This is a genomic window from Alteromonas sp. IB21, assembly GCF_016405965.1.
In the GTDB taxonomy this organism is placed as follows: domain Bacteria; phylum Pseudomonadota; class Gammaproteobacteria; order Enterobacterales; family Alteromonadaceae; genus Alteromonas.
In genome coordinates this window covers 102,932-127,078 of sequence record NZ_JAEFCD010000008.1, presented here as the reverse complement: position 1 = coordinate 127,078, position 24,147 = coordinate 102,932, and the positions used below count along the sequence as shown (strand labels likewise).

Here is a 24,147-nt window from a genome sequence, read left to right as displayed (position 1 = left end):
TCTTAAGATATTTTGTAATTAAATTACTTTTCGGTGTGAAAACGCCATTTCTTATTTAAGAGTGAGACGCAAAATGAACGCAAAAGCGACCAAGACGCAACCCTCTCCAGTGATCGATAAAGCGGCTTTTAAATCTGCCGTTATTAAACACTTACACTGCACATTAGGCACCGACGAAAACAAAGCCAACAATCACGCTTGGTGGAAAGCAACGTGTGCAGCAATCCAAGAGCAAGTGCTAGAAGGATTGCGCAAGACGCAAAAATCCCATTATTTTAACGATACACGTGCTGTTCATTACTTTTCTGCGGAATTCCTTATGGGTCGTTTGCTATCAAACAACCTGCAAAACTTTGGCTTGTTTGATGTAGCAAGTGGTGCATTAAAAGAGCTGGGTGTAGAAATATCGGACATTCTTGAAGAAGAGCCGGATATGGCGCTGGGTAACGGCGGCCTGGGCCGTCTTGCAGCGTGCTTTATCGACTCTCTAGCAACAATGGAATTACCGGCTATCGGTTACGGAATTCATTATGAACACGGCTTATTCCGTCAGGAAATTAAGAGCGGTGCGCAAATCGAGCGTCCAGACAGCTGGCGAGACTACGGCAACCCATGGGAAATTTGTCGTCCAGAATCTACACAAGAAGTATCGTTATACGGCTACGTAGAAACCAAATATGGTGAAAATGGTCGAGTGCTAAAAGAATGGCACCCAGGCTCTATCGTTAAAGGTGTGCCGTGGGATATTCCTGTGGTGGGTTATGAAGGTAAAACAGTTAACGTACTGCGCTTATGGCAGTCAGAAGCGTCGGGCTACTTTAACTGGGATGTGTTTAATGCAGGTGGGTATGTTGATGCACAGCGTGAAAACGTGCAGGCAGAAACCATTTCAAAAGTACTCTATCCAAACGATGAGACGGAAGCTGGTAAAGAGCTTCGCTTAATCCAGCAGTATTTCTTCTGTTCATGCTCATTGAAAGACATTATTCGCCGCTACAAGCGCGCCCATGGCGATGATTGGAGCCGTTTCGCTGACCAAGTTGTTATTCAGCTAAATGACACACACCCGGCTATTTCTGTGCCAGAGCTTATGCGTATTCTTGTTGACCGGGCAGAGCTTGGTTGGGATGAAGCATGGGGTATATGTACCAAGGTCTTTGCGTATACCAACCATACCTTGCTACCAGAGGCGCTAGAGAAGTGGCCTGCTCGAATGATAGAGAAGATCCTTCCTCGCCACCTAGAGATCATTTACGAAATTAACCATCGCTTTATGGCTGAGGTTGATAAGAAATGGCCTGGTGACAACGCCATGAAAGAGAAGCTTTCTATAATTGAAGAAGGCAACGAAAAGATGGTGCGCATGGGTCATCTATCGGTTATCGGCTCGTTTGCGGTAAACGGCGTTGCAGAAATGCACTCTCGTCTTGTTAAGTCGTCATTGTTCCCAGAATTCGATGAGCTATATCCGGGTAAACTTACTAACGTAACCAATGGTATTACGCCCCGTCGCTGGTTGAAAGCGTGTAACCCTGGGCTTTCTAAGCTAATTGATAAGAAAATTGGTGATGATTGGCCACGTGACTTAGACAAACTTCAAGGTTTAGCTAAATTCGCGAGCAACAAAACGTTCCAAAAGCAATTCATGAAAGTGAAGCTAGAAAATAAGGAACTATTGGCCGACGAAATTCGTAAGACGTTGGATTTAGAAGTAGACGTAAACGCCATATTTGACGTGCAGATTAAGCGTCTTCACGAATACAAGCGTCAGCATTTAGCCTTGTTGCACATTATGGCACTGTACCGTCGAATTCTTGAAAAACCTGATTACGATATGCACCCTCGAGTGTTTGTCTTTGGTGCGAAGGCAGCACCTGGCTATAAACTAGCTAAGGACATCATTTATGCTATTAACAAAGTAGCAGACAAAATTAACAATGACCCGCGTGTTAATAACAAGATTAAGATTGCGTTTTTACCAAACTATCGCGTTTCTCTTGCAGAGAAAATGATCCCAGCGGCAGACGTATCTGAGCAAATCAGTACAGCAGGTAAAGAAGCATCGGGTACTGGTAACATGAAGCTAGCACTAAATGGTGCGGTGACTATCGGTACACTAGATGGCGCAAACGTTGAAATTGCCGAAGAAGTAGGCGACGACAACATCTTTATTTTTGGATTGACTGTTGAAGAAGTAAACGAGCTTAAAGCTAAGGGCTACAACCCTCACGATTACTACTACAAAGATCCAGAGATTAAAGCCGTGCTTGATTGGCTAGAAACCGATTACTTCACGCCGGGTAAACCAGGTGCCTTAGTCTCTATCAAGCAAAGCTTACTGGATCATGGCGACCCGTACATGGTGCTGGCAGATTTCCGCGCTTATTCTGATGCACAAATTGCAGTTGATGCTGCGTATCGCGACAAAGAGCGCTGGGCTGAAATGGCCATCATCAATACGGCTAAGATGGGTAAATTTACCTCAGATCGCTCAATTCGTGACTATGTAGAGCGCGTTTGGAAGCTTTCGCCGTGTAAGATTGAAGGCTAATCGCAATGCGTTAAATAAAAAACCCGGCAGTGCTAAACTAGCCGGGTTTTTTGTTTGTGAAATGCTGACAACAAAGATAAGCGTAAAATTAAAACAGGCCTTTATACCAGTCCGCATAGATAATTACCCACTCAGCGAGAGTTAAAATGTTCGTACTCGCGGCGTGTTACCGCAGGTATAGTGGTTCTACATCAAGGTGACACAACAAAGAGTACGGACATTTTAAACTCGCCCTTCGGGAAGGTCTGGCAAGCTTCCTAGCTTCATTCTGGGAATTTGAAAGGGAACAGCCATTCCTGCATTCCCACGCTTTGCTAGGAAACTTGCCAGCGCCTTCTGAGTGGACAATTATCTATGCGGATTGGTATTACTCAATTTTTACGTTATTGTTATTTGATGCTATATACAAGTATTCAAATCAATACGTTACCGTCGTTGCGCCTATTGCTCGACCGTGCTTTTATATAAGTAGTTGTTTTTATTACCTAGAAGCGTAAAGCTCAAGGAAAACATCATGAGCCAACATACATCACTGGCAACCATTCCTAATCGATTCTCATTTATCGATAGCATTTCAAAAGAAGCATCTAACAGCACGTCTATTTCTTTGATGCTGGTGGACGTGGTGCGCTTTTCCGATGTAACCACTAGCTTAGGTATCCATGTTGGCGACCGCTTTCTACTAGAGATAGCAAACCGCATTCAGTGTCTTTTTGGTCAAACCGCTTTCGTAGGTAGGATCAGCGGCGATGTATTTGGTATCGTTTTTCCAAACACGAGCAACGAAAAATTTATGCGTGAAATGTTTGAACGTCTTGTCGAACATTTTAAAACACCCATGCACTATGACGGGACGGCCTTTATGGCAGACTTTAACGTTGGCGTGGTGTGCAGCGGCCACAGTGATTTTGACATAACACACTTTGTTTCTCGTGCTGAAACCGCCTTGAAACAAGCGAAAGAAAACAAGTACGAAAATTATTTTGCGCTAACTAAGTCAGACAAAACCGATACAGGAAGAAGCTTGGCGCTCAAGGCTGACCTTAAGCGCGCGTTAGCGCAAAACGAACTTGAGCTTTACTACCAGCCTAAAGTAGATTTAATAACGCTTAACGTAATAGGAGCCGAATGTCTGTTGCGTTGGAATCACCCGTTAGATGGTGTGTTATTTCCAGGCCCGCTTATTGAAGCGGCTGAATCGTATAATATGATGAATGAGCTTGGTTACTGGACATTGGAGCAAGCTTTCAGGGCTCTGGTACAGCTAAACGGGCTAAAAATGCCTATCGTGCTGTCTGTTAATATTTCGCCAACCCAGCTGTATGACAATCAGCTAATACCTACGCTGACCATGTTGAGTGAAACGTATTCCATGCCGTTATCACTGATAGAGTTAGAGTTGACTGAAGATGTCGCTTTATCAAACTCGCTTATGGTGAAAAAACAACTCGATGAGTTACGCAGTTTAGGTGTAGCGATTTCAGTTGACGACTTTGGTAAAGGGTACTCTAACCTCGCTTATATAAGGGATCTTGCCCTAGACGCGCTTAAAATAGACAAGTCATTTGTAATGGAATTAGAGGGTGATCCAGTCAATCGCGCCATTATCGAAGCGGCTAAAATTATCGGTCACGCGAAAGGGTGCAGTGTTGTCGCAGAGGGAATTGAAACGCTAGAACAGCTCCACATATTGAGAGAAGTCAATGTATCACAAGGCCAGGGATATTTGTTTTCGCGGGCAGTTCCGTTTAATGACTTCGTTGCGCTGGCTCAGAAAGAAATTATCATCGGCAATTCGCCCACTCGGCTGAAGGCGTAGGTGGCCCCCTGCAAACTCCCTGAACTACATCAACCTTTAAGCGTCACCCTGCGCTTACATGTTGCAACAATAAAACATTGAGACTACGTGATTTTACAGGCCTCACTCGGTACACTGATAATAATTTAGATCAGACACAGTAGTTAAGCAGAAAATCATGCAAGAACTTATCGACAGCGGCAACTTTTTAGCCTTATCTCGCCGCGACTCCGCATTATTCGAAAAACCTAGCCATTTTATGCTTTCAAACGGGACGCGGGTCGATATTACCGCACCGGGTATTATTAGCTTTTCTGTAAAGTCTCCCGCCCTTCAAAAAAAGCGCATCGTTTTATCGTGCGGTGTGCATGGCAATGAAACTGCGCCTATCGAAATTTGTGATGATTTGGTCAAAGGTATTCTTACAGGCGCAATTGCTCTGTCTCACGACGTTTTGTTTCTATTCGGCAATTTACCGGCGATGGATATTGCTGAGCGCTTTGTTGAAGAAAACATGAACCGTTTGTTTAGCGGCGCCCATTCAAAAGGCGAGGGCCTGGTCAACGCAGAGCGTGTGCGTGCTAAACAGCTTGAAGACGCTGTAGCGTCCTTCTTTGAAGCCGACGAAGGCATTCGTTATCACTACGATTTGCACACCGCCATTCGCGCGTCTAAAAACGAAAAATTTGCCGTTTACCCTTATTTACATGACAGGCTTCACAGTAAAGGGCAACTAGCGTTTTTAGCAGCATGTGGTGTTAAAACCATTTTGCTATCAGAGAGCGCCACAACCACCTTTAGCTATTTTTCATCACATCAATACAATGCCCACGCATTCACCGTCGAGCTTGGTAAAGTTCGTCCTTTCGGGCAAAACGATATGCGACGGTTTGAAGATGCGAAAAACGCCATAACGCAGCTTATTTCTCAAGATGATTATGCGCCCACGGTTGATATCAACGACCTTGATATCTATCGCGTGAACCAGGTTATAAATCGCAATGAAGAGCAGTTTGAACTTCATTTTGATGATGATACGCCAAATTTCACTGACTATCCCAAGGGCACGGTATTAGCCTCTGAGCCGGGTAAACAATATATTGCTGAGCAAGATGGCGAAGCTATTGTGTTTCCTAACGCTAAGGTAGTGATAGGTCAACGCGCTTTGCTTACCGTTGTACCTACTACATTGGATAATCTTGATGTTTAAACTAGATAGCCGTTTACACAATGATACATTTTTTGTCTGTGATCTCTCGCTTTGTCGTGTACTGTTAATGAACGACAGTCAGTTTCCGTGGCTAATTTTAGTGCCTATGAAAAGTGATATTGCGGAAATTATCGACTTGTCAGAAGAAGAACAAATTACTTTATTGCGAGAGTCGGCCCTTGCGTCTAAAGCCTTGCAGGCCCTGTTTTCACCACTTAAGTTGAATGTGGCTGCATTAGGAAATGTGGTGCGACAACTTCATGTGCACCATGTGGCGCGATATGATACCGATTGTGCGTGGCCAAAGCCCGTATGGGGAAATCAGCCTACTGTGGCATATGAAACCAGCAAAGCGCAGACGCTTGTAGCGTCTATTCAGCAATGGTTTAAAGACAACAGCTAAACGGCAAAGGCCATTAAAAGCTAAAAAATACAGTTTAGATTAAAAGGAGTTACACATGATTGTTTCAACTACCCCAACGCTAGAAGGGCACAAGATTGAAGCTTATTACGGTATTGTTGTAGGCGAGGCCGTAATGGGCGCAAACGTATTCAAAGACCTTTTCGCCTCTATTCGCGATATCGTTGGCGGCCGCTCAGGTTCGTATGAAGAAGAGCTAACCACTGCACGTAAGTTAGCGTTTACAGAACTAGAGCATGAAGCCAGAAGCATGGGCGCCAATGCGGTAGTTGGCATCGATTTAGACTATCAAGTTATTGGTGATAAAGGCAGCATGCTTATGGTAAGCATCAGCGGTACTGCGGTTAAAACAAGCCCTCTTTAAAAGTCAAGGCTCGTAAGCGTCAAAGCTCGTAAACGTTAAAGTATGCGCTTATCAAATATATCAAAGCGAGGTATTAAGCCAGCTGTTTGTTTACAGAGGCGATACCTCTTTTTTTTAGATATTCTCAATAACTACATTAAGGAAATAGAATGCTAAGAAAATGGATGTTTGTCCTATTTTCCGCATGCTCTTTTCAGCTATTTGCACAGGATGCACTGCAATATCAAAAGCCATCTAAAGAAATTCTTGATCTGGTAGATGTTACGCTAGCACCGGCTACGCTAGTCGACGATGCACAAAAGAATATGGTGCTGTTATTTCGTGACAACTACAAGTCGATAGAAGACTTATCTAAAGAGGAGCTCCGCCTGGCCGGACTTAGAATTGACCCAGCCACTAATATTGGCAGCCGCGTAACTTACTACAATAAACTAGAGGTTCAACGAGTAGGTAGCAAGGATAGCCTTGCTATCAAAGGTATGCCTGAATTACCGCGATTTACTAATTTTACTTGGTCTCCAAATCAACGGTTTATGGCGTTTACTCATACTGCAAATAATGGTGTTGAGCTGTGGGTGCTTGATATCGAAGCGGCGTCAGCGAGAAAGCTTTTTGATAAACCCATTAATGCGAATATGGGCGAACCCCTGAACTGGAACGCCGATAGCCTTTCTCTTCTTGTAAAAGTAGTGCCAAAAGATAGAAAAGCGTTAATCGACACAAGTATTGCCGTTCCAAGCGGGCCAACAATATCCGTAAGCGACGGTAAAAAAGCACAAAACCGCACGTATCAAGATTTGCTCAAAAACAAAAATGACGAATTTAATTTCGAGCAATTAGCACGTTCTGAAATTTATAAGGTTCCGCTTAATGGTCAGTCTTCGCTTTGGCTTACATCCGGAATGTATGGAGATGTTAGTGTTTCTCCTGCCGGCGATTATGTGATGGTAGAGGAATACAAGCCTCCTTTTTCCTACTTAGTGACTTACAGACGTTTTCCTCACAGCATTAGCCTTTATGATGAAAAAGGTAAGCTAGCTAAAGCACTTGTCGACGTTCCGCTTATTGAAGATTTACCTCAAGGCTTCATGGCGGTTCGCACTGGGCCTCGTGATATTCAGTGGCGCAACGATAAGCCCAATACCATTGTGTATGCTGAAGCGCTAGACGGTGGAGATCCGGAAACAGAGGTCACCCATCGAGACAAGCTTATGCAGTTAGAGGCTCCATTTGATGGTGACGCCGAGCAAATCCTCAAAACAGAAGACAGGTTTTATCGCTTTATTTGGAGTGACGACAGCACAGCCGTAGCTATGGATTATTGGTGGAATACGCGCAATATTAAAACGTATTTGTTTAGCCCCGACCAAAGTAAAGCCGCACAGATTATCTCAAACAGAAGCTATCAAGATAGTTACAGTGATCCTGGTAGTTTTGTTACTCGCAAAAATGAATACTTCAAAGATGTTCTTGCTGTAGACGGAGAAAGTGCGTTTTTATTGGGAGAGGGGTTTACACCTAAAGGACAGTTTCCGTTCTTGGATAAATTTAATTTAGAAACGCTTGAAACATCTCGGGTTTATCTAAGTGAGTACACGGACAAATTCGAAGAATTGCGCGATTTCAACATAAATAACGATCGCTTGCTGGTAAGGATCGAGTCGAAACAAGATTACCCTAATTACTATTTCCGAAGCTTAAAAGACAACGCGCTGACTCAACTAACACATTTTTCAAACCCGTTTGAAAGCATTCAAAACGTTAAGAAAGAAGTGATTACTTATCAGCGTAATGATGGCTTAGACTTAACGGGTACGCTGTATTTGCCAACAGATTATGAGGAAGGCAAACGCTACCCGATGATACTGTGGGCCTATCCTGAAGAATTTAAAGACAAATCAAGCGCGGGCCAAAACACACAAAACCCTAACCGTTTTATTTACCCATGGTATGGTTCGCCAATTTATTGGGTAACAAAAGGTTACGTTGTTCTAGACAATGCATCATTTCCTATTGTAGGGGAAGGTGATGAAGAGCCAAATGATACCTTTAGAACGCAGCTTGTTGCCAATGCAAAAGCAGCAATTGATGCGTTGAACAAAAAAGGGCTGATTGACCCAGAGCGGGTTGCGGTTGGCGGTCATAGCTACGGCGCATTTATGGTAGCAAACCTGTTGTCTCACTCAGATTTATTTGCGGCAGGTATAGCCCGTTCTGGCGCCTACAATCGTACGCTTACTCCCTTCGGCTTTCAGTCGGAAGAGCGCCATTACTGGGATGCTCCTGAGGTGTATTATTCTATGTCACCGTTTATGCATGCTGAAAAAATGAAGACGCCTCTTCTTCTTATTCATGGTGAAGCGGACAATAACTCCGGTACATACCCTATGCAAAGTGAGCGTTATTTTAACGCGCTCAAAGGCTTAGGTGCGGTGACGCGATTAGTTATGTTGCCAAAAGAAAGCCATGGATATCGCGCAAAAGAAAGTGTGTTCCATACCCTTTGGGAACAAGATCAGTGGCTTGAAAAGTATGTGAAAAACAAAGGCACCAAAGACGCGCAATAATTTAGCGATATCTATCGCTGAAACATTAAAAAAGGTGGCCATGGCCACCTTTTTTACAGTAATAATAAATCTTACCTAGCGCGTCCAGTGCTCACTGGCCATTCATCAATCTCGCATATCATTGACGTCTGTGTCTTCAATTGCAGCCGCATCAATGGCAATAGTGTCAATGATCACGGCGCAGGCTGCATCGCCTGTAATATTGAGGGCAGTTCTAATCATGTCGAAAATCCTATCTAAAGCAAATAGTAGCGGTAAGCCTTCAATAGGAATGCCAGCAGCAAGCAACACAGCAACCACCAAAAATGACGGCCCTGGCACGCCGGCTTGACCAACTGCTCCAAGCGTGGAGGTTAGGATAATGGCAATATACGCACCCATAGATAACTCTATATTGAAAAGCTGCGCGAAAAATACGGCGACCAAACCATAATAAATAGCGTTGCCGCTCATGTTGATGGTGGCGCCTAACGGCAGTACAAAGGATGCCGTGGCATTTCTTACACCCAGTTCGTTTTCTACTGTGTTCATGGTAACTGGTAGTGTGGCCATTGATGATGCGGTTGATAACGCTACCGCTTGGGGCTTCTTCATTGCCACAAGAAAAGACTTAGCGGATGTCTTTGTGAATATTTGAACGAGCAGCGGATAAACCACAAAGCCAAATACGAAAATAGCTGCTGTAAACACTAAGAATAGTTTGAATACCACCATAAGTGCCGAAAAGCCAAAGGTACCTACCGCTTCGGCCATCAAACCAAATACGCCGATAGGCGCTATTTTCATCACACAGTTAATCATCCATACCATGGCATCGACAATGGTGTTTATCCCATTCAAAATAGGCTCGCGGTTCTTTTTGGGCTGCTTAGAAAGGGCAAGACCGAAGAATAAGCAGAACACCAGAATTTGCAAAATGTTGGCATTAGTTAAAGATGCAAAGACGTTGGTTGGTATCATGCCCGTGAGGGTGGCCCAGAATGAAGGTAGTTCGCCCTTAGATGCATATTCACCAGAGAACATCCCTTGTACAGATGAAACGTCAATACCCACACCTGGCTTAAAAACTTCACCCATTATTAGTGCGAGCGCCACGGCTAGTGCTGAAGTTAACGCGAAATAGGCAAGGGTAGATAACCCAACTTTTCCCGCGTTGGTGCTGTTACCAAGGCCCGCAGCTCCTGATATAAGTGCCACTGCCACGAGCGGGATAACCAGCATTTTTATCAGGTTAATAAAAATGGCACCCAGTGGTGCGAACATTTCAGCGCTTTCACCCATGAAGGCGCCAGCGGCGGTACCAATAATCATGGCAATGACGACTTGTACGCCAATGTTGCCCAGTAAGGATTGCTTTTTAGACACGTCTAGAACCTCTTAGAGTGTGTTTACAGATGATAGGAAGATAGTGAACGGTTTAAGTTGAAGGCTATTTCTTCAGTGCAAATGTTCATGTACATGATTGCAAAATGCGCTTAATTTTTTGGGGGGAGTAAATTAAGCGTAAGCGTCAAGTGCTACTATCGCTAATGTGGTTATATGTGAAAGATGTTACTTGACAGGTTTCTGGCTGCTTTTGCTACTTTCGGCATTCTCGCCATCAGAACTTTGCTTTTCTTTATTTGGGGGAAGCGCCTGAGAAGTCTGCGATTGAGCTAATGCTGAATTTTCATTTTGCGTATTACTCGATGCATTCGTGCCGTCAGTATTTTTGAGCTGATCGTCGTCTTTGTCGTCATCAAAAGGCTTAGAGGGCGTAGGAAATTTAAATTTAGCACTGTATTTAAGCAAAGTGATATTCCCAACCACAACGCCCAATACCAAAACAATAATGATAATAACCCAGGTCGTACTCATAAAAATTCCGTAGGCTCGTGCCCTTTGTTCAAAACATAGCGATTATACAGGGTAGGCAACTGCGGCAAAATACAAGTTTTGCCTTCTATACCGCTTTGTTCAATGGCCTTTGTAAAGACATCTAAGTTTCTGGCATTTTCAAAAACACGTGCCGTGTTTTCGAAGCTTAAATGCCAAGGCTCAACCGCTACACCGCCAGTATTAAATGAAAAAGGGCGATAAAAGCCAAACTTTTCCATATTGTCAGCGAGCCAACAGGAAAGCTTATGGCACGGGCCACCCGTTAAATATTCGCTTTCGACAAGATTAAACTTACCGCCCCAGTTACGCACGGCGGCTCTGTCGTACACGTCAATATCAGTGCCCCAATGGTGGCGGCTGCCGCCCGGTAGCGCAGACCATGTCAAAATTGCGTGAAGCTTTTCGTTATCACTGAGCGCTTCGTAAGACAGCTCGTCGCCTTTGATATCGAGAAGCTGAGCTTGGCCAGTCCATTTGCGGTTAAATATGGCAGTTTGCCTGTCGAAATCACGAAAACTACTGACTAATTGTAAGTCTACGCCGTCTTTTTGCGCAGCATCCTGCATCGCAAGAAACGGCGATATCACGTCGCGATGCAGCCGATGGCCATTGCCTGCATCAACGAGGGTATCGTTTTGCTGGCCTAACCATGATTGTTCTGATATCGGGTTCATATCTACCAATAGAGGCTATTTCGCCAGCAAGCGTTCTAAGATACCGAAGTACATATCAGCTAGCTGCTCTAAATCAGACATTTTCACGCATTCGTCTATCTTGTGAATAGTGGCATTTACCGGCCCTAGCTCTATCACTTGCGCGCCTGTTGGTGCAATAAAGCGTCCATCTGACGTGCCGCCAGCTGTGGAAAGCACCGTTGGGGTACCCTTTACTGCTTCAATTGCACCTTGCGTCGCTTCTAGCAATGCACCGGTATCGGTCAAAAATGGTTGACCGTTAAACGTCCATTTAATCTCATATTCTAGTTCGTGTGCATCTAAAATGGCAGTAACCCGTTCAATAAGGATTTGATCAGTCACCTCGGTTGAAAAGCGGAAGTTAAAACATACGTGGAGTTCACCAGGTATAACATTACCCGCACCTGTACCTGCGTGAATATTAGAAATTTGGAAACTTGTAGGTGGGAAAAAATCGTTGCCGTTATCCCAGTGAGATTTAGCTAACTCATCAAGGGCTGCCATTGCGCTGTGCACCGGGTTTTTTGCCAAATGAGGGTAGGCAACATGGCCTTGAATGCCATTAACAACCAAATCACCCGTTAACGACCCCCGACGACCGTTCTTAACGATATCACCTACTTCATCAGTAGACGACGGTTCGCCAACAATACACCAATCAATTTTTTCATTGCGTGCTTCAAGGGTATCGATAACGCGAGTGGTACCGTTGATAAAAGGCCCTTCCTCGTCACTGGTAATCAAATAGGCGATACTGCCTTTGTGGTCGGGGTATTTATTTACAAACTCGCGAGTAGCTACCAGCATTGCCGCAAGGCTACCTTTCATATCGGCTGCGCCGCGACCATGCAAATAACCTTCTATCTCTGTTGCGGTAAACGGCGGCGTTTTCCACGCATCTTCAGGGCCGCTCGGTACTACATCAGTATGCCCAGCGAAACAAAAAACCGGGCCCTCCTTTCCTCGGCGAGACCAAAGGTTGGTTGTGTCCTCAAACACCATGGATTCATTGTTAAAACCCAGTGCGCCCAAGAATTCCCCCATCGCTTCTTGGCAGCCAGCATCCTCTGGGGTTACAGAGCGGCGATTAATTAATTGCTTAGCAATATCAATAACAGAGTCGTTTAACAAAATATTTCCTCATATTGTGCCGGTTTGAAGCCAATGTGAAAGGTGTCGTTGTGCAAAAGAATAGGGCGCTTCACCATTGCTGGGTGCAGTTCAAGCAAAGCGAGGGCTTTATCTTTATCCAGAAACGCCTTTTCTTGTTCGTCTAATTGACGATAAGTGGTGCCGCGTTTGTTTATCATAGCTTCCCAGCCCAACTCGGCTTCTGCTCGTACTAGAAAATTGTTATCAATACCGTCTTTGCGATAATCGTGAAATGAAAACGTAATCTCATTCTCGGTTAACCATTTTTTCGCTTTTTTTATGGTGTCGCAGTTTGGGATCCCGTAAAGGATAGTGCTCATGATGAATTCTTCCGTACTACTTAGTTGTATTTACAAAGAAGGCACTATTTTCAACAGTGCCTATATTGGGCGCTAATCTAAAGATGACTGATACTGTATAGAGATAACAAAGCTCCTTCTAAAGCAGCGCACCGAAAATTCGTTTACCTTTTGCTACATCATACAAGCTGTGAGTACGTTGATAAACTTACTTACCATGTATTTTTAACGCAGAGGCATTAAGACATGTTGAACTTTGCGTTACGAATTTACGACTTAATGGACTGAAAATATCAACACGCACTAGAGGTAGAGGGTGAAAAGAACGTCGGTCCCGGCTTCTACAAATCGTTGTCTGGTAGGCACCACACCGAGAAGTGCTTGTGAATTAAGCACGGTTAGCACACATATATTGCTTACGCCCCGTTGTTTTAGCCACGCAGAATTTACAGTAAAAAGGGGATGTTTGTTCGAAATGGCGTCACCTGGTTTTAACGAACAACCAAATTGCGCGCCGTGAAGATGACTTGTGTCGCCGCCATATTTCACTCTACATTTAAGACCCGCTTTTGACTGTATATCAATAGCGTAGTCTAAGGGAGTCACGCTCAGCACTTTTCCATCAAATGGTGATACTACGGTATTAGAAGTAGAAGTTACCGCAGCGCCAGGTCCCATGTAACCTTTTTTGAAAAAGGGCTCATCTACTTGTGAAATAGGTACAACCTGACCAGAAAATGGGCTTAGGGTATGAAATTCTTTGGTGAATTTATCTGGTGCGTTCTGAAGTTGTTTGGCGTTCACAGATCTAATGGTCCTCATTTACCGAGTAGCCCGCTTCTTTTAACGCACTTATCGCGACGCTTAACTTTTTATCTTTAACAAGAAAAAAGTCAGTTTCGAAAGTTGATACAACAAATATTGCCACTTTCGCCGAGGCAAGTACCTCACCAATTTGCGCCATTATGCCTACCATAGATAGTTGTAACGGACCCAAAAGCTCTAACGCTCGCCAACCCTCGTCACTATCAAGTGAATCAACTTCGACGGAGTCGGGAACCACAATTGATAGCTCGTCCTCTGTTTTCCCCAAGAAAAAAAGCGGGCTATTGAGAACAGAAGCTGGAATATTACTTTGGGGATCTAAGCTATGAATAGTGAATAATGATTCTCTGACTAAAAGTGTTTGTTTGGGCATGAGAAACCAAGAAAATGAAAACGTCGAAGATGTTCACATTAAACCACTAACTGTGGCTAACTTCTACGTGTTATCCACTTAATCTGTGGATAAGTTTGTTGAGTAGTTTGGGGTCTTATTGTAAGTGTTTGTTATTAAATGATAATTTAAACTGTACAAACAATGCGCAGTGGATAACATTCTTGATTTTACAAGCATTTTCCACAGGCTGTGTCTACCATTAAAATAAAAAATGTTTAGTCTTTTTGCAATTTCTTCCCTTGACAATAGTCGCTTTTTTCAAAAAATCGAGCTAGAAAAAAACCAGATGCTTTATTGATCTAGATAAAAAACACCTGCCAGGCCGTCGTCAATTGTAAAAATTGCTAAGTGCGATCTGATAATAGTGACTACACAGTGAATATTTGTTGGCTTATGCAATTTTTCACTAAAGGCACTTTAAATATTTGCGAAGCGCTAGTTCAAAAACGATTGCCATTGTTTGCGCTATATTTATATCTTGAACTCTTACTGTTTATCTGAGGAATGCAAATTATGGCCGATTCATCATGGTGCGATATCACCACAGAAAACGCAGCCGAACTTGTGGGCTTTTATGAAGCCGTGATGGGCTGGACAAAAGAAGCAATAGACATGGGAGGCTACAATGATTATGTAGTGATGAAACCTGATGGCACGCCAGTAGGGGGAATCTGTCATAAGCAGGGCGTAAATGCCGACTATCCTAGCGGGTGGATAAATTATTTTACCGTTGAAAGTTTAGAGATCGCTCTGGCTGCAGTAGTGGAGAATGGCGGGGCCCAAATGGGTGAAATTCGACATCATGGGAACGACAGCTTTTGTGTAATTGCAGATCCAAGCGGGGCAGCCTGCGCGCTATATGAGAAAGGATAAAACTGAGGGCAGGACAACGTAGCCAAAAACTACTTGTCCTTCCTTCGATATTTTCACTCTCTAATGAAGGTTACTTGTTTAATACGCCGCGGTTAACCTGGTCGCGCTCAATTGATTCAAATAACGCTTTGAAATTACCTTCTCCGAAACCTTCATCTTGTTTACGTTGGATAAACTCAAAAAACACCGGCCCGAACACTGTCTCAGAGAAAATCTGAAGCAAAAGGCGTGGCTCGCCATTTTCTGTCGTGCCGTCTAACAATATGCCTCGTTTTTGAAGTTCATCGACATTTTCACCGTGCCCTGGAAGGCGCTCTTCAAGCATGTCGTAGTAAGTATTCGGCGGAGGCGTCATAAATTTCATGCCTTTCGCTCTGAGCTTATCTAAGCACGCCACTAGGTCGTCACAGGCGAAGGCAATATGCTGGATCCCTTCACCGTTATACTTCATCAAGAATTCTTCAATTTGACCACCACCACCCATGGCTTCTTCGTTCAACGGTATACGAATTTTGCCATCAGGCGCTGTCATCGCTTTAGACAATAGCCCTGTATATTCGCCCTTAATGTCAAAATAACGAATTTCTCTGAAGTTAAATAGCTTTTCATAGAATCCAGCCCAAAAGTCCATACGCCCACGATATACATTGTGAGTAAGGTGATCGAGCGTATGAAAACCACAGCCTTCAGGATGACGGTCGACGCCTTCAATCCAGTTAAAATCAATATCATAAATGGTATTTTCGCCTTGATACCTATCGATTAGGTACAGCATAGCGCCGCCAATACCTTTAATGGCCGGAAGTTTTAACTCCATCGGGCCAGTATGTGTGTCCATAGGCTGTGCGCCACGTGAAAGGACTTCCTTATAGGCGTGCTGAGAATCTTTTACGCGAAACGCCATGCCACACGCAGACGGTCCGTGTTCTTCCGCGTAATACCCCGCATGGCAATTTTTTTCGTAGTTGCTTAGTAAGTTGATATCACCTTGACGCCAAAGCTCTACATCTTTCGACTTGTGGCGGGCAACGCGAGTAAATCCCATTGCTTCGAAAATAGGTTCTAACATTCCTTTCTTAGGCGCCGTGAATTCCAAAAACTCAAAACCGTCTAAACCGATGGGGTTTTCAAATAAATCAGCCATAGCGTTACATCCTCAACGTAAAACACATTTTATAATTGTTACCTGATTGTAAGTGTGCAGTGAAAAACCAAGCAATAGCGGGTACGACAACGGATTTTTATGCTGGAAAGTACAACTGTAACGATTAGTTTTCAGTTGCTGCCTTAGCGCGCGTTAACGTATTCATAGTTTTATCTAAGGCTATGACAAAGCTTAGAAAATCTCTATTTGGCTTGCAGTCGAATGTGTTCATAAAACAATACATCTAACGGTGATTTTTACTTCTCACCGTCATAGTACTTTTTAAGGCCTTTCCAACAGGCTAGATAATCGCGCTGGCGTAAATCACTGTTCATGGCAAACTCGGTTGGCGCTATGGCGTATCGAGACTCGAACATAAACGCCAATGTATTCTCATAACGCTGAGGAGCTAGCGAGGCATTTGACGCTTTTTCAAAAACCTCTGCTTCTGGGCCGTGAGGGGTCATGCAGTTGTGCAGGCTCATACCGCCTGGCAAGAAACCGTGTTCTTTCGCGTCGTACGTCCCCTCTATCAACCCCATAAACTCGCTCATAATATTTCTATGATAATAAGGAGGACGGAACGTATGCTGTGCAACCATCCACCTTGGCGGAAAAATTACAAAATCTACGTTTGCCGTACCCTCAAGTTCCGAAGGTGAAGTAAGTACAGTAAATATAGAAGGGTCGGGGTGATCAAAACTTACGGTGTTCATAACGTTGAACCGCGAAAGATCGTACTTATAAGGCGCAGAATTTCCTACCCATGCCACTACGTCGAAAGGTGAATGGTCAAGCTGTGCTTCAAACAGATTGCCACAGAATTTATTGATCATGGTATGCGGCGTATCGTTATCTTCAAACCATGCGGTGGGGTAGCAAAAATCTCTTTGATTAGTGTAGCCATTTGCGCCAACGGGGCCGCGTTCTGGTAAAACAAAAGGGTGCCCGTAGTTTTCACAAATATAACCTCGTATGGGACCATCTAGCGGATTGATAGCAAAGCGCACGCCGCGAGGAATAACCGCAATTTCACCTACCGAAACATGTAGCTTTCCAAATTCGGTCGTCATTTCCATCTTGCCAAGCTGGGGGACGAAAAGCATTTCACCGTCCGATGAATAAAACACGCGATTGTGCATGTTGGCGTTGGCGCTGTAGCAGTGAATGCCCATTCCTACTTGAGTTTTGGCATCGCCATTGGTGGCAATGGTAACGAGAGAATCAACAAAATTAGTATCTTGCTGTGGAAGAGGAATCGGGTCCCATCTAAGCACATTAGGAGGACAGGGAATATCAGTCTCAGGTGCTGTACGAACTAAGCCATTGTCTATTCTAGTAAAGTCTCCCATGGCGATAGATGGGCGCAGTCGGTATGTCCAGCTTCGGCGGTTTTCAGCTCTTGGTGCAGTGAAAGCAGTGCTGCTGAATTGTTCAGCGTATAGCTTATAGTTGACCTTCTGTGGGCTGAATTGTCCTTTAGGCAGCGCCCCAGGCAAGGCTTCGGTTTCATGTTCATTATTAAACCCGGTTAAATACGATAAGTTTTCCATAAAGCTTTCCACTGTTAGGCCAAGAAGGCAGCTATGCGCTGAAATTAGTTACAAATGAAACTATATGAACTAGGCTAGAGGTAAATGAAATGTAAATCAATAATGATGGGCAGGCAGCTTCTGGGTTTACCTTAGGTATTGGTAAGTTAGGTTTACAAAGATATCAATCGTGAAGTGATATCAATCAGTGCTTCGCTCAAACCAAAGACATGGAAAAAATGGTTAACGCCCAGTGTTGTTGCGGTTATATGGCTCAAAGGCTCCAAGGTTCTGGAGCTCTAGGGAGCGTGAGCAATTATTACTGCAAAACATACCTAAACGTCAGTCAGTGGATTAAAAAGTCAGGGGTAACACGGTGCAGTTAAATGACATGCTTGCCTACAAGGTCGCTATGTTGGCTAGCGACTTAAGCGGGTCTCTTGCGAGAGAATATGAAGCCTATCAACTTACCATGCCAGAGTGGCGAGTTATGGCAACGCTAGGTGCATGCCTTGAGGACTCTCAAAATCAGTATAAAACGGCGAAAGAGATAGCCCATGCTACCCGCTTAGACAAAGTGCAGGTATCTCGTGCAATAGAACGGTTAAATAAGAATGGCGCGGTGATAAAAAAGCTGAGTAAAAAGGACAAAAGGTCTAGCCTAATCGCGCTATCAAAGGATGGAAAAGCAATGTATGGGCAGATAATTCCTCGCGTAGTGGAATGGCAAAACAAACGACTAGAAAATATCACTGATGATGAGTATCGCGTATTTCTAAAAGTGATAGATGCGCTCACTCCTTAGTTTACCGTGTATAGGCTTTATCGATGTGGTCTGAGCAGGGTATGAGGAAAGGCGTTGACGGTTACTTTTGCCCATTTTACTGTTAAATTCCACCGGATTAGATAAAACAACAGGTTTTCTAGCCTGTTAGCAGCAAGGAATGTAAGTGGCACCTTTAGACATATATGCAGGAAAAACAGCACGTGAAGTAATAATGAAAAACGGCTTTCGTCCGGAACTATTTAATTACTTTTTAGGCGCTTCAGGTGGACCGAAATGGTTTTCTCTTGCAGGTTTAGACCGTGTACTGTTTCCCGAGTGGTTTGCTAACATCGAACATCAAATTCACGTGATAGGTTCATCTGCTGGCGCGTTTCGTGCGATCTGCGCGGTGCAAAATGACCCACTTGCCGCAATTAACCGTCTGGCATCGTCTTATTCAACCACCACGTATAGCGATAAACCAACGCCAAGGGAAATTACCGCTAAAGCAGAAGACCTGTTGAAAGAAATGGTAGATGAGAAAGGAAAGCAAGAGGTATTGTCGAATCCCCGATTCAAAGCTCACCTTATTGTGGCAAAATGTTTAGGCGCCACCCGCTTTGAAAGCAAATTTAGGCAACTTTCCGGCCTTGCAATGAGTGCCGCAGCTAACACGGTAAGCAGGAAGAACCTTTCTCGCTTGTATACGCGATACGTTTTCTCTACGCCCGATACAGACTTTGCCATAAAAGACCCTTACGGGCTGCCCACGCAATACCACGATTTAACCATAGGCAATATTCATAGCGCTTTATTGGCATCAGGCTCAATTCCGGTAGTTATCGAAGGGGTTCAAAATATTGAGGGCGCCCCACCTGGGATGTATAGAGATGGTGGGATAGTCGATTATCATTTTGATCTGTCGTTTGGGCCAGATGAAGGTTTAGTTTTATATCCCCACTTCTACGATAAGCCGATCCCGGGTTGGTTTGATAAGGGGTTAAAAGGCAGAGTGCCACACCAATCTAGCTACGACAACGTGGTCATGCTAGTTCCGTCCGCGTCGTTTGTTGCTAATTTACCCTACAGTAAAATACCTGATCGCAAAGATTTTGAGGTGCTTGACGCAGACACCCGCATTAAGTATTGGCAAACGGTGTTAAAAGAAACCGATAGGTTAGGGGAATACTTTATGCGCGCAGTAAATGACGGCACGCTGGTTGATTCAATTAAACCATTACCTTTTAAGATGAGGTAAATAAAAGCCTCAAACCAGCAAAAAACAACCGAATTGCTGTCAAATTAGTCACTTGAACGTTGTTTTGTGAAGTTTTCCTTGCAGGTGGTGCCTGCGCTAAGTATTATACGCGGCGTTGTTAGGCATTCGCCTACCTCTTCGGTGTGACAACATCCAATGCGTCTATAGCTCAGTTGGTTAGAGCGCTACCTTGACATGGTAGAGGTCGCCTGTTCGAATCAGGCTAGACGCACCATCTATGTCATAGCTTTACAAGCACAAATATCAATCAAACACATACTTTGTAACACTTCCGCAGCACTGATTTCTCGAATTCCAGCTCTCATTTTAAAGCTCAGTTTCTGCTAGTTAGTTATTTATAGACTACACTTAATCCATAACAGTTACTTTTTTCTTCAGATGCTGTTGCGTTGTTCAGTACGCGAGGGAGTAAGATGAGTTTAACGGAATATAGAGAGCCCGCTCCATTTTCAGAACATGATTCAGCCGAAAGACGGTTCTTACAGCTTATTAGTGCTCTTCCAAAAGTTTCAGTTCAAGGTTATGACAAAGAACGTAACGTCATCTACTGGAATAAATCCAGTGAAGATATTTACGGCTACAGCGAGTGTGAAGCCATAGGCCGCAAACTTGAAGACTTGATCATTCCAGATTTTATGAAAGCAGATGTGATTAATTTGCATCAACGCTGGATTGAATTCGGTGAAGCGATACCTTCCGAAGAATTGGTGTTGAAAAAAAAGGGAGGGGAGCCTGTACACGTTTTTTCGTCTCACGTGATGCTAAAAGAAGATACCGAATCCCCCGAAATGTATTGTGTCGATATCGATTTAAGTGAGCAGCATGCTGTGCGTCAAGAGCTAGAGCGCATGGCATCGACAGATTTATTGACAGAACTACCAAACCGCCGACTACTAAAGCAATTCCTTGCAAATGCAATAAGTGAAGCATCGACAAATAACTTAAGCTTTGCGCTGTTTTTCATTGATTTAGATATGTTTAAAGAAATCAATGACACCCTCGGGCACACATGGGGAGATGAACTTCTGCGCGCTGTAGGAGAGCGTTTATCTGACTGTATAGACGGTGAGGGTTTGCTGACTCGGTTTGGGGGAGATGAATTTGTTTATGTTGCTATCAACATAAATGATGAGAGTGATTGTGAAGATATCGCAAAAAACCTTTCTTATTGTTTTAAACAAAGCTTTCAGCTAAGCACTGAAAATATTCATATTACCTCTAGCATCGGCATCAGTTTGTATCCTAAACATGGCCAAGAAATTGATGACCTGCTTAAAAATGCAGACGTCGCTATGTATCAAGCTAAGGCTGAAGGGCGTAATCGCTATCACCTCTTCACCCATGCATTAAGTCAGCAATTGCGTCAGCACAGAAGTATTGCGGCAAACCTACGTACATCGCTAAGTCATAACGAGTTTGAACTGCTTTACCAACCTCAGTTCGATTTAAAGACAGGTAAAGTGGCTTCATGTGAAGCGCTATTGAGATGGCGACCACAAAATGAAAAACTGGCAGTGCCGCCTAACATCTTTATTCCTATTGCTGAACGCAGTGATTTAATCGTGCAGATTGGTAATTGGGTGCTAGAAAATGCTTGTCAGCAGGCGAGAGCATGGAAAGAAAAGGGGATTGAGGTTCGTATTGATGTAAATGTTTCTGGTAAAGAGCTAGAAAAAACAGCGTACTTTGAGCGCCTTGCGGATTGCCGAAATCAATATCATTTATTGCCCAAGGATATTGGTTTAGAGCTCACTGAAAATATCCTTATAAAGTCAGACAATGCAATACTAGAAAACCTTCGACATCAACGAGACTTAGGCGTTGAGATTTCTCTAGACGATTTTGGTACAGGTTATTCATCGCTTAGTTACTTAAAGCACTTTCCCGTTAGCCATTTAAAAATCGACCGCTCCTTTTTAAAAGGCGCGCCGGAAAAAGCCTTTGACAGTGCGTTAATGGAAGCAATAGTGAATGTTGGTCATAAGCTGGATTTGTTCATCGTTGTTGAAGGTGTTGAAACAGAAAAACAGTCCAACTATTGCAAATCGCTAAATGTAGAGTTTGTGCAAGGCTATTTGTTTTCTAAGCCTATAAGTGCTGACGCGATGGAGGCGTTACTTAAAAAGCAAAGATAGTATGCTAGCGCTTCTCATATTCTTCGCTACATCATATGTCGCAATGCTAATGAAAAGCGCCAGGGCGACTTCGTTAGATGAAGGCTGTTTAAAGGTTAGTAAACATTCCAAAGCGCTGGTTTAGCAAAATAATAGCCCTGCTGATGTTCAACACCCAGCTTAGTGAGCGCTATCGATTCAGCTTCGGTCTCTACCATCTCCGCAATGACTTTAATATTGAGGTTCTTCGCTATGCTGATAAGGCTAGAAACAAAGAGTTGATTATCTTTATTAGTGTGAATGCCCTGCGTAAGCCTTCCAGAAAGTTTAACGAATTGAGGTTGAATTACCCTTAATCCAGAAAGCGATGCGAAGTTATCGCCAAAATGCTCTATGGTAATTCTGCATCCAAGTCCCATCAGATGGCGGCAAAGCAACTCTGTGTACTCTCTTTGCTGTATCAAGGCTGCATCTTCAATTTCAAAGAATAACTTGGAGCAGAGATTTTCTCGCAGTGTTAATTCTTTGACCAACCACTCTCTGAACTCACGATTAGCAATGGACGTGATACTTAGATTTATCGCAACTTGTTGGGAAGTCACTTCCATCTTCTTAAAAACGATATGTGCCACTAGCTTATCGACTTGCGGAATGAGATCTAACCGCTCAGACGCGGGAATAAGCTGGGACATAGGTATAACATCGTTTGTCTTTTTATCTTTAAACCGCCCTGACGTCTCATAATAAGCGGGCATATTTTTTTCGATATCCATTACGGGCTGTATCATGATATCAGCATACTGCTGCGAAACGATGTGATTAAGTCGCTCACGCCACTGCGAATTACTGTGTACATGGGCAATGTCAGAAGCCAATTGCCAGCCACTTTGGGTCTTCATCGAAGCAATTAGTGCGCTATCAACACTTTCCATGACCTGTTGCATAGTCATCGAGCCGGTAAACCGCGTAACGCCAATCCATGTAGCCTTGGTGCCGTCCCTAAGTGGAGTAACGCTTGCGCATTGCGTAGAAATGTTCGTGAGGACCAAGTCTCTTGTTGGCTTTTCCATTGGCTCGCTAATTAGCGCAAAATCGCCGCCTGATAAGCGAAAAACGAAACGAATACTGCTGTTATTCTTTGTTTCTTCCATCAGTATATTGGTTATGGCTTTGACATAGTTGTCTCCGGGCACCATACCTAGCTTGCTGTTTATGCTGGCGAGTTGTGCTAACCGAACAACGATGAGTTCTTTTTCTTGCGACGTTGCGTTTTCATTTAGCAGCGCTCGCATGTGGCGTTCAAAAGCACCTCTATTTGAAAGCCCGGTTAATGCGTCTTTGCTTGCTTCTTTTTTAAATAGTTCAGCTTGGCGTGTTAAGTCGTCAAACTTCGAGGCGAGGGTGGCTGCAAGGTTATTAACGGTAATGCTCAGCGATTCGAAATCTTTAGCTTTAGTTTCGGCGTCAGGTGATGTGAAGTTATGACTGCCCATGTCATTGAGCTTTCGAATAATATCGTTGATAGGACGCAATGCCGATTTGGCTAACACCGTGACGAGTAGATAAACGAGAAAGGAAAGCGCTACAAACATAACGGCATTTTTAACCACAACCGCAGAAAACTTGGTGTAAACAGCGTGCTTATCTGATGTGACAACTAAATAATCATCATTATTCGGTAAAGCGACCCGTTTATTAAATGCAGGCGTTGTGTCGATTAACGCAAACCAAGATGGGATAACGTTTGTAGATGCGTTTTCATGTCTAACGCTAACATTGCCTTGTTTGTCCACAATGTTGGCAGATGCGATGTAGGGGCTGTCTGCTAAATTCTCGGCCAAAGCATTTAATATCACCGAACGCGTTTGCGAAGAGGCGGACGTCGTATTTACTGCTTTCGTGTAGCTAGCCAGGGCTTTCTCAGTATCATCGCTAATTAACGTTGACGTGTCTGACTGAAGTACACGTAATTCGGCCACAGACAACGCAATAAACGCAAAAAACAAGAGGGCAATAATGCCCCAGTTAATTCGACTAAATAGCTTCATTGTTAGCAGTCATCTCCTTTAACTGAGATATTGATATACGGCTTTAAAAACACGAAGAGCTAAGTGATGTCTCTATTGTAGCTATTGCAAAGCTCGCGTGCTATTTACTCTAGCGCTATAACAAATGTATAGCAAAACATGATGTTAAGCGAGTGATAATGACGCTGTAAACTCAAGTTGTCTAATTTAAATCACACCCTGTGTTAACGCTTAAAAAGAGGTATTTATTGAGCGAGA

The 24,147-nt window shown here is 43.7% G+C and carries 20 protein-coding genes and 1 tRNA gene; 11 read left to right on the top strand and 10 right to left on the bottom strand.

The window, feature by feature from the left end:
- Window positions 1–73 precede the first annotated feature (73 nt).
- From JC525_RS07720 to JC525_RS07695, 6 genes are all read left to right on the top strand, one after another.
- Window positions 74–2,551, top strand: a complete 2,478-nt coding sequence (locus tag JC525_RS07720) for a glycogen/starch/alpha-glucan phosphorylase (RefSeq protein ID WP_198815301.1) — start codon at window positions 74–76, stop codon at window positions 2,549–2,551.
- A gap of 514 nt (window positions 2,552–3,065) precedes the next feature.
- Complete coding sequence (locus tag JC525_RS07715; protein ID WP_198815300.1) at window positions 3,066–4,370, top strand: putative bifunctional diguanylate cyclase/phosphodiesterase; 1,305 nt, start codon at window positions 3,066–3,068, stop codon at window positions 4,368–4,370.
- Window positions 4,371–4,527: 157 nt separating this feature from the next.
- Window positions 4,528–5,559, top strand: a complete 1,032-nt coding sequence (gene astE, locus JC525_RS07710; RefSeq protein ID WP_198815299.1) for a succinylglutamate desuccinylase — start codon at window positions 4,528–4,530, stop codon at window positions 5,557–5,559.
- The gene (locus tag JC525_RS07705) at window positions 5,552–5,962 is read left to right on the top strand and encodes an HIT domain-containing protein (RefSeq protein WP_198815298.1); all 411 of its coding nucleotides are present in this window, start codon (window positions 5,552–5,554) and stop codon (window positions 5,960–5,962) included. Before astE ends, JC525_RS07705 begins: the two co-directional genes overlap by 8 nt.
- 55 nt (window positions 5,963–6,017) lie before the next feature.
- Window positions 6,018–6,344, top strand: coding sequence for a heavy metal-binding domain-containing protein (locus JC525_RS07700; protein WP_105930899.1), 327 nt, complete (start codon window positions 6,018–6,020; stop codon window positions 6,342–6,344).
- 149 nt (window positions 6,345–6,493) lie between these two features.
- A complete protein-coding gene (locus tag JC525_RS07695) occupies window positions 6,494–8,911 on the top strand; it encodes an alpha/beta hydrolase family protein (RefSeq protein ID WP_198815297.1) in 2,418 nt (805 codons plus the stop codon).
- Window positions 8,912–9,016: 105 nt separating this feature from the next.
- On the opposite strand, the gene JC525_RS07690 is transcribed toward JC525_RS07695, so the two are convergent.
- From JC525_RS07690 to JC525_RS07660, 7 genes are all read right to left on the bottom strand, one after another.
- Window positions 9,017–10,276, bottom strand: coding sequence for a dicarboxylate/amino acid:cation symporter (locus JC525_RS07690; RefSeq protein ID WP_198815296.1), 1,260 nt, complete (start codon window positions 10,274–10,276; stop codon window positions 9,017–9,019).
- A 186-nt stretch (window positions 10,277–10,462) separates the two neighbouring features.
- A complete protein-coding gene (locus JC525_RS07685; RefSeq protein WP_198815295.1) occupies window positions 10,463–10,768 on the bottom strand; it encodes a DUF2897 family protein in 306 nt (101 codons plus the stop codon).
- Window positions 10,765–11,463: a M15 family metallopeptidase gene (locus tag JC525_RS07680; RefSeq protein WP_198815294.1), complete on the bottom strand. Its 699-nt coding sequence runs from the start codon at window positions 11,461–11,463 to the stop codon at window positions 10,765–10,767. The genes JC525_RS07685 and JC525_RS07680 overlap by 4 nt, the downstream gene beginning before the upstream one ends.
- Window positions 11,464–11,478: 15 nt before the next feature.
- Complete coding sequence (gene dapE / locus JC525_RS07675; protein ID WP_198815293.1) at window positions 11,479–12,615, bottom strand: succinyl-diaminopimelate desuccinylase; 1,137 nt, start codon at window positions 12,613–12,615, stop codon at window positions 11,479–11,481.
- A complete protein-coding gene (locus tag JC525_RS07670; protein WP_198815292.1) occupies window positions 12,609–12,956 on the bottom strand; it encodes an ArsC family reductase in 348 nt (115 codons plus the stop codon). Before JC525_RS07670 ends, dapE begins: the two co-directional genes overlap by 7 nt.
- A gap of 282 nt (window positions 12,957–13,238) precedes the next feature.
- A complete protein-coding gene (locus JC525_RS07665; RefSeq protein WP_198815291.1) occupies window positions 13,239–13,739 on the bottom strand; it encodes a PTS sugar transporter subunit IIA in 501 nt (166 codons plus the stop codon).
- Window positions 13,740–13,743: 4 nt separating this feature from the next.
- Complete coding sequence (locus JC525_RS07660) at window positions 13,744–14,133, bottom strand: ACT domain-containing protein (protein ID WP_198815290.1); 390 nt, start codon at window positions 14,131–14,133, stop codon at window positions 13,744–13,746.
- Between the two features lie 534 nt (window positions 14,134–14,667).
- Here JC525_RS07660 and JC525_RS07655 point away from each other — a divergent pair.
- Window positions 14,668–15,027, top strand: a complete 360-nt coding sequence (locus tag JC525_RS07655) for a VOC family protein (RefSeq protein WP_198815289.1) — start codon at window positions 14,668–14,670, stop codon at window positions 15,025–15,027.
- Window positions 15,028–15,097: 70 nt separating this feature from the next.
- Here the strand turns inward: JC525_RS07655 and hppD are convergent, their stop codons facing one another.
- Window positions 15,098–16,171 carry a 4-hydroxyphenylpyruvate dioxygenase gene (gene hppD, locus JC525_RS07650; RefSeq protein ID WP_198815288.1) on the bottom strand — a complete coding sequence of 358 codons (1,074 nt, stop codon included), beginning with the start codon at window positions 16,169–16,171 and terminating at the stop codon, window positions 15,098–15,100.
- A 257-nt stretch (window positions 16,172–16,428) separates the two neighbouring features.
- Complete coding sequence (gene hmgA, locus JC525_RS07645; RefSeq protein ID WP_198815287.1) at window positions 16,429–17,724, bottom strand: homogentisate 1,2-dioxygenase; 1,296 nt, start codon at window positions 17,722–17,724, stop codon at window positions 16,429–16,431.
- A 355-nt stretch (window positions 17,725–18,079) separates the two neighbouring features.
- On the opposite strand from hmgA, the gene JC525_RS07640 reads away from it, so the two are divergent.
- The 4 genes from JC525_RS07640 (at window position 18,080) to JC525_RS07625 (ending at window position 21,883) form a co-directional block, all read left to right on the top strand.
- Window positions 18,080–18,508 (top strand): MarR family winged helix-turn-helix transcriptional regulator, encoded by a 429-nt coding sequence (locus tag JC525_RS07640; RefSeq protein WP_198815286.1) that lies wholly within the window; start codon window positions 18,080–18,082, stop codon window positions 18,506–18,508.
- Between the two features lie 145 nt (window positions 18,509–18,653).
- Window positions 18,654–19,727 carry a patatin-like phospholipase family protein gene (locus JC525_RS07635; RefSeq protein ID WP_198815285.1) on the top strand — a complete coding sequence of 358 codons (1,074 nt, stop codon included), beginning with the start codon at window positions 18,654–18,656 and terminating at the stop codon, window positions 19,725–19,727.
- A gap of 158 nt (window positions 19,728–19,885) precedes the next feature.
- Window positions 19,886–19,962: transfer RNA gene (locus JC525_RS07630), tRNA-Val, on the top strand.
- A gap of 199 nt (window positions 19,963–20,161) precedes the next feature.
- Window positions 20,162–21,883, top strand: coding sequence for a sensor domain-containing protein (locus JC525_RS07625; RefSeq protein ID WP_198815284.1), 1,722 nt, complete (start codon window positions 20,162–20,164; stop codon window positions 21,881–21,883).
- A gap of 95 nt (window positions 21,884–21,978) precedes the next feature.
- Here JC525_RS07625 and JC525_RS07620 read toward each other — a convergent pair whose 3' ends face one another.
- Window positions 21,979–23,910, bottom strand: a complete 1,932-nt coding sequence (locus JC525_RS07620; protein ID WP_198815283.1) for an EAL domain-containing protein — start codon at window positions 23,908–23,910, stop codon at window positions 21,979–21,981.
- Window positions 23,911–24,147 lie beyond the last annotated feature (237 nt).